At 32.2% G+C, this 13,410-nt stretch carries 9 protein-coding genes; 2 read left to right on the top strand and 7 right to left on the bottom strand.

The annotated features are described in order from the left end of the window. Positions 1-288 precede the first annotated feature (288 nt). From HM986_RS02065 to rpsO, 4 genes are all read right to left on the bottom strand, one after another. Complete coding sequence (locus tag HM986_RS02065) at positions 289-1,725, bottom strand: glycosyltransferase (RefSeq protein ID WP_179333422.1); 1,437 nt, start codon at positions 1,723-1,725, stop codon at positions 289-291. A gap of 136 nt (positions 1,726-1,861) precedes the next feature. Next, positions 1,862-2,782, bottom strand: coding sequence for an acyltransferase family protein (locus HM986_RS17850; RefSeq protein WP_179333421.1), 921 nt, complete (start codon positions 2,780-2,782; stop codon positions 1,862-1,864). A 366-nt stretch (positions 2,783-3,148) separates the two neighbouring features. Beyond that, complete coding sequence (locus HM986_RS02055) at positions 3,149-5,404, bottom strand: polyribonucleotide nucleotidyltransferase (protein WP_179333420.1); 2,256 nt, start codon at positions 5,402-5,404, stop codon at positions 3,149-3,151. Positions 5,405-5,594: 190 nt separating this feature from the next. After that, complete coding sequence (gene rpsO / locus HM986_RS02050) at positions 5,595-5,864, bottom strand: 30S ribosomal protein S15 (RefSeq protein WP_020895709.1); 270 nt, start codon at positions 5,862-5,864, stop codon at positions 5,595-5,597. 192 nt (positions 5,865-6,056) lie between these two features. On the opposite strand from rpsO, the gene HM986_RS02045 reads away from it, so the two are divergent. Then, entirely contained in the window at positions 6,057-7,163 is a 1,107-nt protein-coding gene (locus HM986_RS02045; RefSeq protein WP_179333419.1) for a sensor histidine kinase, read from the top strand. A gap of 116 nt (positions 7,164-7,279) precedes the next feature. Next, a complete protein-coding gene (locus HM986_RS02040; RefSeq protein ID WP_179333418.1) occupies positions 7,280-8,392 on the top strand; it encodes a sensor histidine kinase in 1,113 nt (370 codons plus the stop codon). 79 nt (positions 8,393-8,471) lie between these two features. Here the strand turns inward: HM986_RS02040 and accD are convergent, their stop codons facing one another. The 3 genes from accD to tamL form a co-directional block, all read right to left on the bottom strand. Continuing rightward, complete coding sequence (accD, locus tag HM986_RS02035) at positions 8,472-9,329, bottom strand: acetyl-CoA carboxylase, carboxyltransferase subunit beta (protein WP_179333417.1); 858 nt, start codon at positions 9,327-9,329, stop codon at positions 8,472-8,474. Positions 9,330-9,626: 297 nt separating this feature from the next. Continuing rightward, complete coding sequence (gene fbaA / locus HM986_RS02030; RefSeq protein WP_179333416.1) at positions 9,627-10,694, bottom strand: class II fructose-bisphosphate aldolase; 1,068 nt, start codon at positions 10,692-10,694, stop codon at positions 9,627-9,629. A gap of 150 nt (positions 10,695-10,844) precedes the next feature. Then, entirely contained in the window at positions 10,845-13,376 is a 2,532-nt protein-coding gene (tamL, locus tag HM986_RS02025) for a translocation and assembly module lipoprotein TamL (protein WP_449441497.1), read from the bottom strand. Positions 13,377-13,410: the final 34 nt, after the last annotated feature.

Genomic DNA, 13,410 nt, shown 5'->3' with positions numbered 1-13,410 from the left:
TATTTTAACTAACCTAACTGTCAGTCGTGTTAATAGCCGCAATTACTGTGCGATAGTGCCAAAATGGAATTATCATTTAAAGATTTTAGATATTCTAAGCGTTTTGTGTAATATGTTGTGATATTGAAAATTTTTGAGGCAATTGTTTCCGAAATTGAAATTTCTCAAAATTAGGAAACTTGTAATTCTGACAGGCTGTCGGTGACAAAATGGAGGTTAAAACAGAAAAAGCCTACAAGATTTAAAATTTTGTAGGCTTTTAATTGTTATACTAAAAATAGGTGATATTTACTTTTTTTCTTCTAATCCACGTGTTAACCAACCTCTTCTATTAGCTGTTGCAATGGCATAAGGTGTAATCCAAAACAGTCCAAATGTAAATAGAATGCTGTAAGAATATGCCCAGAAACCTTCTGTAGTTTTGTACTGACTAGCAAAAAACAATACTGAAAATGTTGAAATCACCAGGATACTAACCAGGGTAGAGCCAATAAATAGTAAAGGGTGCACTATCACAAAGAACAGCATAGAAATTAATAATGGATAACTCATTAATATCTTTAGAAACTGACTTATAAATAAGATTCTAGTTCCTGATTTACCTTTAGCTCTAAAATTTGTAAAAACGTATTTTGCCATTTCCAAATTCTCTCTGACGTTACTTCGACCCCAACGGATAAACATTTTGTACAGTCCCATGTATTGTTCTGGAACATTAGTAAAAGCGACAGCATTCTTTTGAAATAATACGTGCTTACCTTGTTTTAAGATCATATTAGTCATGGCTCTATCTTCACCAATATCTGAAGGTTGTCCCATGAAAGTTTGATTTATCCATTGTGGTAAACACTCATGAACTGCTGTACTTTTATAGGCTGCCAATGCTCCCGGTGTACATAAAACAGAATTTAAATTACTTTCTGCAGAACGTACAAATTCAAAACTCAACACAAAGCTCACATCTAACATTTTAGGCAGCATCTCCTTTTTGTTATTTAAAACTCTAATGTTTCCTGCAACGGCACCACAGTTTTCATCTTTGACAAAAGGACTCACTAAATTTCTAAGGGTATCTTCGGTAACGATTGAATCACTATCTACTGTAACGTATATTTCACCTGTACCTAAATTAAATCCACGATAGAGTGCATGACGCTTTCCTTGATTATTAGGTTGTTGATAAATCTCTAAACGATCTCCTAATTTTGATTTCGCATCAAGCATCCAATCCCAAGTATCATCTTTACTTCCATCATCAATAGATATAATTTGAATTTTATGCTTAGGATAGTTACTGTTGTCCAAACTCATTAAGGTGTCCCAAACTTGCTTCCCTTCGTTATAAGCAGGAACGATAACTGTAACGGTTGGTAATTCTTTGTCGGATACAGATGCGATGGGTTTATATTTAAAATAATTGTAAGCTTTATAAAGAAAGAATGAGACTTTGAAGGCCATAAGAGTAGTTGCTATAGCGATAAAGGTTAATCCTATCGTTGAACTCATTTTGCTAGCGTTTAATTGTTCAAAATCACCATAAAAGACAGAGAGGAAATAAACACCTAATAACATAAGTAAAAACGTACTAAAAAGCACAATTTTATTATTAGGGTTTTCTGTTTTTGATTTACTGGTAAAAAATAAATTGAATTGGTTAGATAGTTTTTTAGATTTGCTCTTAGTGTTTGAAAATATAGTATTTGAGGGTGAGTTTTTTGAAGCCATATATCCTTTTTTTTGTGATTGATTAAAACAGATGTACGTGCTATATTACAATTTAGATTTTTTTTGAGTTTTATTTAACATTGTGTAACTTTAAGTGTATATTTTGATTTTTTGTACACGATTGTTTTAGCGCTTATTAAAGTAGTATGTTTATTTTCTTATTTATTTTTAAGATAATAAAAGAAATCGTAACTGAAATAGTTAGCGTTAGCAATGCTGATAAAGTTGAATCGAATTGATGAAATTTAGTCAAAACTTTCATTATCAAAGGGTGAACTAAATAAACAGATGTGCATATTAGCGATAAATTTTTCGAATTAACCTTATATTTAATGTTTAGTTTCAAGACATAAATATAAATTAACGGGCTTATAATAATTAAAGAAAATAAATTATCTATTCCTGTCCTTGTATGAACGAAGTTTAAATAACTTTCGGCAATTAAAATTATACTACCAATAGAAATTAAAAAAACAACTTGTTTACAAGTTATTCTTTTTTTCCAACCTTGTACTTTAATTAAATATCCAATAATAAAAAAAGGTAAACCTAGGAATAGGAAATTTCTATAGCTATATATTATGTTAAGTTTGAGTATGTGATAATTTGCTAAATATTGAATAATAACTCCAACTAAGAATAAAAGAAAGGCTAAGATGAGTAAATTTTTAGGTTTTACTCTTTTTAGTATATATAGTAATATTCCACTAATTATCATTGCATTGATATACCATAGATGATAATATCCAAATAAAATGAAAATAATATTCAATTTAATGTTTAAACTAAACCAAAAGGGTGAATAAATAATCATCCAAACAGAATACAGTATTATTCCTTTTAATGTCCATTTTTTTATTTTTTTATTTACGATTATATAACTAAAAAAATATCCATTTATTAAAAAGAATATAGGAACTGCCATCCTAAATATTCCTTGAGCAGTTAAATAATAAATTGTTTCATTATATTCATTATAAAACTGACAATGAATTAACACGATAAAGATTGTTAAAAATATTTTGAGTATATCTATAGATGTGTTTCTTGAAATCATTTAATTGTCCTATTCTAAAAAAAAATACGTCTATAAATTGAGGTTTTATCTTAATCTTTGGGTTATATGGATAGTTTACCTACCTATTGAAAATATGAAATAGCACATTAAGTCTTTCTCGATATAAATATAGAGTTAATTTGATTTATTAATATATTTAATTTGTTAAAGATAATCACACTTGTTATCTGTTATCTCAGTGTTTCAGATGAAATTTACTTATGGATTTTTTAATAAGTCCTTTTTGTTTTAAGATTTACAGGGAATATGTGTGAATTATTATTAAATTGATGTCGTTATAAATATAATAAAAAGCCTATCAAATTTTGATAGGCTTTTTATTATATTAAAATTTAGAATTCAGAATTAATCTTCCTTCTTGTCTTCTCTTGGCTTACGATCATCACGTCTGTTATCACGTCCACGATTATCTCTTCCTCTATTATTATCACGTCCACCAGAACGTTTATCATCTCTTGGTGGTCTTGCTACATAACCTTCTGGTTTAGGTAAGATAGCTTTGCGAGATACTTTCTCTTTACGTGTTCTTGGATCTTGTCCGAAATACTTCACATCAAAAACGTCACCCATGTTTACAACATCAGAAACATTTTCTGTACGTTCCCAAGCTAACTCAGATACATGCAATAATACTTCGTTTCCTGGTGCATCCATATACTCAACAACAGCACCAAAATCTAACATTTTGATTACTTTTACTTCGTATACGCTACCAACAGTTGGCTTAAATAAAATAGCATCAATTTTTGCCATAACAGCGTTAATGCCTGTTTTACCAACACCCATAATCTCAACAATACCTTCTTCAGTCACTGGATCTTCGTTAATAACGATAGTAGTCTCAGTTTCTTTTTGCATTTCTTGAATTACTTTTCCTCCTGGTCCAATTAAAGCTCCAATGAATTCATTAGGAACACGTCTTGTTACCATTGTAGGTGCGTGGTCTTTAACATCTACATTTGGTGTAGCAATAGTTTCAACTAATTTATCTAAGATATGTAAACGACCAGCACGCGCTTGTTGTAAAGCATTTACTAAAATTTCGTAAGACAATCCTTTTACTTTAATGTCCATCTGGCAAGCTGTGATGCCATCTGCAGTACCAGTAACTTTAAAATCCATATCTCCTAAATGATCTTCATCACCTAAGATATCAGATAATACAGCGTATTTTCCAGAAGTAGCATCAGAAATTAATCCCATTGCAATACCAGAAACAGGTTTAATCATTTGCACACCAGCATCCATAAGAGCCATAGTACCAGAACAAACCGTTGCCATAGAAGAAGAACCATTAGATTCTAAAACTTCAGAAACAACTCTTACTGTATAAGGACAATCTGCAGGAATCATGTTTTTTAAAGCACGTTGTGCTAAGTTACCATGACCAACTTCTCTACGAGATGTTCCACGGATTGGTCTTGCTTCACCTGTACAAAATGGAGGGAAGTTATAATGTAAATAGAAACGCTCTTCACCTTCTTGAGATGGCATATCTATTTGATTAGCATCTCTAGATGTACCTAAAGTTACGGTAGCTAACGCTTGCGTTTCTCCACGCGTAAAGATTGAAGACCCATGTGTTGATGGTAAATAATCTACCTCACACCAAATTGGTCTAATCTCGTCAGTCTTACGACCATCTAAGCGTAAACCTTCATCTAAAGTTAAGTCTCTAATTGCAGATTTTTCAGCTTTACGGTAATAGTCAGAAACTAAACCTCCGTAATCTGCTAATTCTTCTTCAGAAAAAGTAGCTTTAATATCTTCTTTTATTTGTTGAAAAGCAGCACTTCTTTCATGCTTAGCAGATCCGGCTTTTGCAATAGCATAAACCTTATCGTAAGCCATGTCATGTACTTTCTTCTCTAAATCTTTATCTTCTCTTTCTGGTTGGTATTCACGAGTTGCTTTTTTACCAAATGCTTCTGCTAATTTAACTTGTGCAGCACATTGTATTTTAATATGCTCGTGAGCAAATTTAATTGCTTCTGCCATTTCTTCTTCAGAAATTTCATGCATTTCACCTTCTACCATCATTACAGAATCGGCAGAAGCACCAATCATCATATCGATGTCAGATTCTGCTAATTGAGCAAATGTAGGGTTGATGATAAATTCACCATTTACACGGCCAACTCTTGCTTCAGAAATCGCGCATTCAAAAGGGAAATCTGATAATTGAATCGCTGCCGAAGCGGCTAATCCTGCCATAGCATCTGGCATAACTTCAGGATCGTGAGACATTAGCTGTATCATCACCTGCGTTTCAGAATGGTAATCTTTTGGGAATAATGGACGTAAAACTCTATCCACTAAACGCATTGTTAATACTTCTCCGTCACTTGGTCTTGCTTCTCTCTTAAAGAAACCACCAGGATAACGACCTGCAGCAGCAAATTTTTCTCTGTAATCCACAGTTAGTGGAAGGAAGTCCACATCTTTCTGTTCGTAATTGGAAACAACTGTACATAATAACATACATTTTCCAGATTGCACAACAACAGAACCGTGAGCCTGTTTTGCTAATTTTCCGGTTTCGATAGAAATTTCTCTACCATCACCAAGGTCAATGACCTCTCTAAAAACTTTTGGAATCATAAATTTTTTAATTCTAATTAAACAATGGTCGCTGTGTTGTTGTGTAGTTGTTGTTGGTGACCAATGAAAAACCGCGAACCCTAAAATCGTTTTAGGATTTTTCTGCTATTTTTTTACGATTGTTTTACTCTTACGTTTGAGTTATATAAAAACAAAAAGCCACGCTAAATGCGTGGCCTTTATATTGAGATTATTTTCTTAATCCTAATTCTTTAACTATCGCACGATATCTTAAGACATCCTTCTTAGTTAAGTAATCTAATAAGCTTCTTCTTTTACCTACTAACATTACTAACGAACGTTCCGTATTGTAATCTTTACGGTTTTTCTTTAAGTGTTGTGTTAAGTGCTCTATTCTATGTGTGAATAATGCAATCTGTCCTTCTGCAGAACCAGTGTTCTTTGCGTTACCACCATGTTTAGTGAATAATTCTTCTTTTGCTTTTTGATCTAAATACATGCTAATATTATTGTAAATGATTTTTATGTACACGAAAGCCTCTCTTTCGAGCGGCAAATATACTACTTTTTTGTGATTTGGAATTTTTTTCGTAACTTTTTGATATCCTAAAGAATGTAATTATGTCCTAATAAGAATTTTCCCTAATAACAAAATAGCTTTCAGTAGATTAATCCTTATTAAACGATATATATGAAAGTTTCAAATGATTTACGGAATTTCTCGAACGCTTACGACGTTTTAGAGCGCACGTTTAACAATACTTACAATGGTATTGCTATAGTAAATTTTAACGGTAATTGGTTAAAAGTTAATGATAGCGTATGTGATATTTTTGGATATACGCGATGGGAACTTTTTAATATGGACATTAATAATATTGTCTATGCGGAAGATCTTGGTGTTCACGAAGAAAAATTTGAATACTTAATTAACGGTAGCATTGATAAATACCGTGTAAAGCAACGCTATTTTCGTAAAGATGGCTCTATTATTTGGATGCTAATCTCTGTCTCCTTGGTCTATTTTAAAAAAGGAAGACCACATATGATCTGGCAGTTCACAGATATTACTAATCGTAAGAAAAGTGAAGACAAATTAAAAACCATGCTAAGTGTTGCCAAAGAACAAAACGATAGGTTAACTTCATTTGCCAATATCGTTACTCATAATTTAAGATCACATTCGGGTAATTTATTGTCCCTAACAGAGTTTTTGGAGGATGATTTTTCTAATCTAAAGGAAAATGAGAATTTTCAATTATTAAAGCACGCTATTGATAATTTGCAAGAAACCGTTTCGCATTTAACTGAGGTTGCTAAAATTAAGGAGGTTGAGGAATCTAAAATGGAAACCTTAAATTTATATGATTTTACAGAAAAAGCTAGTTATAATATTATAGCATTAGCACAAAATGCAGAAGCTGTTATATATAACCTTATCGATGAAGACACCTGTGTAAAAAGTATCCCTGCTTATTTAGATAGTATAATTCTTAATTTTTTAACGAATGCCATTAAATACAGATCGGAAAAACGAAAGCCCATTATAGAGGTGAGTTCTGAACTTCAAAATGATTTTGTATTGTTTAAGATTAGGGATAACGGTTTAGGTATAGATTTAGAAAAATATGGAGACAAACTCTTTCAATTATATAATACCTTTCATTGTAATTCAGATGCGATTGGTATTGGACTGTTTATTACTAAAAACCATATTGAGTCTTTAGGTGGGAAAATCGAAGTGAGAAGTGAAGTAGATTTAGGTACAGAATTTACAGTTTATTTTAAGAAACCTTAGATTCCGATCATTTATGGCTGTTAAATTTCAGCATTTATGGTAACATAATAATCTAATGAGTTAAAATTAAATTATGGTGTGATTTATTTTTGTTATTCAATACTCAACGCTGTTCCATGCCAAAAAATCTCGATCGCTTAAAAAACCAAGTATTTCAAAATATTTTTGATAATGCCAATGGAGGGATTTCCATTGTGAGTCCCGACGGAGTATGGATTAAAGTTAATCAAAGTATTGTAGACTTATTAGGTTATGAGAAAGACGAATTGTATCAGCTGAATTTTAGAGATATTACGCATCGTGATGATTTGGAATCGGACTTAGCACATATGCAGCAATTAATTGATGGGGAAATTGAGAACTACCAAATAGAGAAAAGGTATTTTCATAAAAATGGGTGTGTGGTTTGGGCACTATTATCTGTTTCATTAGTTAGAGATGAAGCTAATGCTCCGATTTATTTTATTGCTCAAATAACAGATATATCGACTCAGAAATCGGCAACTTGGCATCTAGAGTTTTTAATGAATGTTATTAAAGGCCAAAATGAAAAGTTAAAAGATTTTGCGCATATTGCAACTCACGATATAAGAACGCACGTTGGTAATTTATTTTCGATTACCGAATTTCTGGAAGAAGAATTTAAAGACACTTTAAAATCTAGTGAAAATTATAAGATGTTAAAGAGGTCTTTGACTAATCTTGATGAGACCATAAATCATCTGAATGAAATGAGGTTAGATAAGCCCAAAAAATTTAATATTTTAAACAAGCTGTCTTTGCACAAGTACATCGAAAATTCTATTTATAATATTAGTGCTATAGCGAAAAGGGAAAAATGTAAAATTATAAATAAAGTAGATAGAGGATTTTCAATTATGGGAATTGAAGCTTATATTGATAGTATTATTCTCAATTTTCTTACAAATTCGATTAAATATAAATCAGCGGAGAGATCAGCTACTATAGAGCTCTCTAGTAGTCTAATAGATGAATTCGTTGTGCTTAAGATTAGAGATAATGGCTTAGGAATTGATTTAAAATCTAATTATAATAAGCTTTTTACATTAAATGGTACTTTTCATAAACATCCCGACTCGAGAGGAATTGGTTTATACATAACTAAAAATCATATTGAAAGTATAGGAGGTAAAATTGAAGTAGAAAGTAAAGTTAATGAAGGCACTTGTTTTTCTGTTTACTTTTTAAGTGGCTTAACTACTGCTTAGCTCTTGTAATGTGTCGTTTCAATATTTTAAACTAAAGCAAAAATAAAGAGGTTATTACACCTCTTTATTTCTTTTCTATTTAAGCTCTTACCGGCTGATTCTTTATCAAATCAATATATAAATTGACGCGCTTTTTAAGATCTCTACGATGTGTAATAAAATCTAAGAATCCATGTTCTAATAAAAACTCTGAAGTTTGAAATCCTTCTGGTAATTCTTTACCTGTAGTGTCCCTTACAATTCTAGGGCCTGCAAAACCAATTAAAGCGCCTGGTTCTGCAATGTTAATATCTCCTAACATAGCGAAAGACGCTGTTGTACCTCCTGTTGTGGGGTCTGTACATAAAGAAATATAAGGAATGCCAGCATCTGCCATTTGAGCAAGTTTCACAGAGGTCTTAGCGAGTTGCATTAATGATAAGGCAGCCTCCATCATACGTGCACCACCAGATTTACTAATAATCATCAGAGGTGTTTTCTTTTTTATAGCATAATCTGCTGCTCTAGCGATTTTTTCACCTACAACACTTCCCATAGAACCACCAATAAAGGCAAAATCCATACAGGCAATAACTAAATCTTCACCATTAGATTTGCCAACAGCTGTACGCACGGCATCTTTAAGATTTGTTTTTGCTTGAGCAGCTTTTAGACGGTCTGGGTATTTTTTTGTGTCTTCAAATTTAAGAGGATCTTTAGATGTTAAGTTGGCATCTAATTCCGTGTACTTATTATCATCAAAAAGAATTTGAAAATACTCATTACTTCCAATTCTTACATGGTATCCGTCTTCTGGACTCACGTAAAAATTTTGTTCAAGTTCCTTCGTATCTATTATTTTACCTGTGGGAGATTTGTACCAAAGTCCTTTAGGTGTGTCTTTTTTTTCTTCTGTTGAGGTATGGATACCTTTATCTTTTCTTTTAAACCAAGCCATATTAGGTTACGATTTTAGTCCTTCAATACACTACTTAATTTTTTTACTGTAATTAGCAAAAGCTTTAGTTAATGAGAGTCTCAGGACAAGTTTACGATTAATGATTTTAATCTTTAATCGGTATTTTTAGTTAGTTCTGTTTTGCTATTAGAAAGCGTACAAAATTACTATTTTATTAAATATAACTCAAAAATAGAGAAAAGTATCTCAAAATTAGAGTTTTGTAAAGTAAATAAAAACCCATTAAAACTCTGATTGTGAGTCCTAATGGGTCAATAAATATTTAATAAAATATACTTATAATGTGTCTACATTGTTTAAATCTTCGAATGCTTTTTTAAGTCTTGCTACAAATGCATCTTCACCTTTACGCAACCAAACACGAGGATCGTAGTACTTTTTGTTAGGTACATCACCTCCTTCTGGGTTCCCTATTTGAGTTTGTAAATAGTCCTTTTTATCTTGTACGTAGTCTCTAACACCTGTTAAAAATGCGTATTGCATATCGGTATCAATATTCATTTTAATAACGCCGTAACCAATTGCTTCTCTAATTTCTTCTACTGTAGAACCCGATCCACCATGAAATACAAAATCAATATGATTGTGAGGTAAATTGTGCTTTTTAGATAAGAATTCTTGTGAGTTCTTTAGAATTTTTGGAGTTAACTTTACGTTACCAGGCTTGTAAACTCCGTGTACATTTCCAAAGGCAGCTGCGATTGTAAATTGATCACTTATTTTACTTAACTCTTCGTAAGCATATGCCACTTCTTCTGGTTGTGTGTATAATTTAGAATCATCTACATCTGTATTATCTACACCATCTTCTTCACCACCAGTAATACCTAATTCAATCTCTAAAGTCATACCCATTTTGCTCATACGCTCAAGATATGTTTTACAGATTTCTATGTTTTCTTCAATTGGTTCTTCTGATAAATCAATCATGTGAGAACTATAAAGCGATTTTCCAGTTTCTTTAAAATGCTGCTCACTTGCATCTAGTAAACCATCAATCCAAGGTAATAATTTTTTAGCACAATGGTCTGTATGTAAAATTACAGGTACACCGTAAGCTTCTGCCATAAGATGAACGTGTTTAGCACCTGCTACAGAACCTGCAATAGCTGCTTTTTGATCTTCATTACTTAAGCTTTTACCCGCATTAAATTGTGCTCCACCATTAGAGAATTGAATAATAACTGGTGCATTTAACGCTTTTGCAGTTTCTAAAACAGCATTTATAGTATTAGAGCCAATGACATTTACAGCTGGTAAAGCATAGCCTTTTTCTTTAGCATGTTTAAAAATATTCTGAACTTCTTTTCCTGTGGCAACTCCAGGTTTAATATTATGACTCATAATTTTTTGAATTGAAATTTTATGTTATCAAAAATACGTAAAATTTCAGTATTTATGATGCCTAAACAGTTATAAAATGTCGAAAACGTTGTAGTGTTTATTATATAATATACCTAATGTTTTATTCCGTAACACTTATAAACGGATAGCTTAAAACGGATAATTGATACCAATGTTATAGACGGCATTTCTAAAGTTGTAATCTCTAAACCATCTATTATTCTCATCTAGAGAAGGGTCATAAGTTTTAAAACCAATATCAAAGCGTAATACAAAAAAATCAAAATCATAACGGATTCCAAAACCAGAGCCTATAGCAATATCTTTTAGAGAATTGAAATCAGTGAACATAGCAGCATCTTCTGTGACATTATCTAAGACATTCCAAATGTTACCAGCATCTACAAAAACAGCTCCTTGAAAAGATCCAAGTAAACTAAAGCGTTGTTCTGCACTTAAGTGAATTTTAAAGTTAGCTTCATTAAATTCATTAGTGGTTTGGGAGCTTCCTGGTCCTAAGTTATAGGCGGTCCAAGCTCTATTGTCATTTGGGCCTCCTGCGAAAAAACTTTCAGCAAAAGGAATACTGTTAGAGTTTCCATATGGAATAGCAATACCAGCATAGCTGCGAAACGCTAAAACATTTTTGTCACCCAAATCTACATACTTTACATAATCTAATTCGGTTTTAATGTATTGAGAGAAGGCGACTCCAAATACTTCGTAATTACCGGCGTCGTTTTTAGTATGACCAGAGATATTTGAAATACTAGAAAGCATATTTCCCGCCAATTCAACTCTCCATTTGATAACGGAGAAATCATTATCAAAAATATTTTTTCTTTTATCTTTTTTATAGTCAAAACTTGTAGAGATGATAAGGTTATTTTCTGTAAGACGCTCTTTTCGTTCTTCGATATTATTTACAGACGCATAATCATCATCATTAGGAAGTAAACTGGTATTGCCCGTTAAAACATTATTGATGAACACATCAGCAGGTGAGTATTGATTTGCTAAACTGCTATCAAAAAGGCTAGCATTACTATCAATATAGCCTATGTCTCGGGCAATGGAATTTAGGCTCGAAAAAGAATTGGTATAAACACCAAAATAGTTGCTTGTATTTAAGTTTTTTACAAAATTAATATTAAATAAGTCTATTGAATTAGTCACAGTGCTAGAGGGGAACCAATTATAGCTAAATACACCAGAAAGCGCTTGTTTGTCTAACCCAATGTTTTGTTGGCTCGTTGCAGACAAATTTATTGTAGTGCTTGGAGACATGTATTTAGGAATGATTTTATCCGTATTAAATGGGCTAAATAATCTCGGAATCGTTAAACGGATGTTTCCCCCAAACTCATTAATGTCAAAGAAAGAATCATCTAAGACATTTCTTGTTTTGGATGCGCCGATGGCGGCGATACCGGATATTTCTAAGGATTCTGCTCCTCTAAAAATATTCCTTATTTTTAAACCTGTACTAAATGAAAATCCGATTGTTTGAATGTTGCTCGTATTGATTTCAGGGTCAAAACTTAAGGCATATTTCTTTTTTGGTTCTAAAAATATATTAGCCGTAAGTGTCGTATCATTTTCGTTTTCAATAAAGTCAATATTTGGGTATCTAAACATTTGTAAATCGTTGAGATAACGCGATGTTCTACTTCTTGCTAAATCGCTATAATTGTCACCTGCATTTATAAAAACAGCATCAGTTAATGCCTTAGGTCTAAATTTTAATTTGTCTTTACTGTAAAGGGTAAAACCTTTGTAAACTGTAGTGTCTGTTACCCCTCTAAAGCGATTTTCAAAATTGTCATCTGTAAAAATGTTGACTTCTTTAATTTTATATATTTTAAAAGGTGTCGTTGTTGTAGAATCGTCACCTCTAATAGTTCGATTCGCTATTATTAAATCAGTGTTTATTTTATGATTGGTGTCAATGGTATCCATTTCAAAACGAACATAATCTTGCCCAAAATAGTAAAAACCAGTATTTCTTAAGTACGTGTTGATGCGCTCTCGTTCGTTTTCGTAGTTCTGTTCATCATATTGCTCTCCTTTTTTTAATAAGGTAGCTTTAATTAGTTTTTTATAAATGGAGTCTATGGCAGGGCTACTTATTGAGGGCTTTAGTGAGTCTAAAATATAAGGTTTCTTCTTGGCGACATTATAAGTAACTTTTGCCAACTTAGTACTGTCTTTTTCTACATCGTAAGTAACCTCGTTGTTAAACCAACCCTTGCTATAATAGTATTTTCTTAAGTTTTTAGCTGTTTTGATAGTTAGGTCTTCATTGTAAAGAACAGGGGCTTCACCAGTTCGCTTTAGCCAAGCATTAAAATCGCGTCGCGATTCTATTTGCTTATCAAATTGCTTTTTTGAAAGTAGCGCTATTCTTCGCTTAACCTTAGTAGAATCACTTAGAACGTTAGCATTTAAAATAGAATCGATGTTTGGTCTAGCCAAATTATAAACGTGAAGTTTTAATGGAAAGCCTAAAAACTTTCGCATACCAGAGTTTACTTTTTGAGCGATTATATTGTTAATGCGTTCGTTAGATACGCGAACACTATCCTCTAAAATTGTGTTACTCGTAATTAGATGATCTCCAGCTTTAACACGTTTTACAACATTACAAGAACTCATAATTAGTACACATAGCAAGCCAAACACATAGCGATACAAAGATGCGGTGGTTGTAACTGAT

Origin of the sequence: Winogradskyella costae (genome assembly GCF_013403865.1) — a bacterium.
Lineage (GTDB): Bacteria > Bacteroidota > Bacteroidia > Flavobacteriales > Flavobacteriaceae > Winogradskyella > Winogradskyella costae.
Note: the sequence above shows the minus strand (reverse complement) of the source record. Positions and strands in the feature narration are given on the sequence as shown.

What these genes read in the sequence shown, in the direction of transcription:
- HM986_RS02065 (WP_179333422.1), bottom strand. Translation starts at nt 1,725, where the DNA reads ATGGCTTCAAAAAACTCACCCTCAAATACTATATTTTCAAACACTAAG.
- HM986_RS17850 (WP_179333421.1), bottom strand. Translation starts at nt 2,782, where the DNA reads ATGATTTCAAGAAACACATCTATAGATATACTCAAAATATTTTTAACA.
- HM986_RS02055 (WP_179333420.1), bottom strand. Translation starts at nt 5,404, where the DNA reads ATGATTCCAAAAGTTTTTAGAGAGGTCATTGACCTTGGTGATGGTAGA.
- rpsO (WP_020895709.1), bottom strand. Translation starts at nt 5,864, where the DNA reads ATGTATTTAGATCAAAAAGCAAAAGAAGAATTATTCACTAAACATGGT.
- HM986_RS02045 (WP_179333419.1), top strand. Translation starts at nt 6,057, where the DNA reads ATGAAAGTTTCAAATGATTTACGGAATTTCTCGAACGCTTACGACGTT.
- HM986_RS02040 (WP_179333418.1), top strand. Translation starts at nt 7,280, where the DNA reads ATGCCAAAAAATCTCGATCGCTTAAAAAACCAAGTATTTCAAAATATT.
- accD (WP_179333417.1), bottom strand. Translation starts at nt 9,329, where the DNA reads ATGGCTTGGTTTAAAAGAAAAGATAAAGGTATCCATACCTCAACAGAA.
- fbaA (WP_179333416.1), bottom strand. Translation starts at nt 10,694, where the DNA reads ATGAGTCATAATATTAAACCTGGAGTTGCCACAGGAAAAGAAGTTCAG.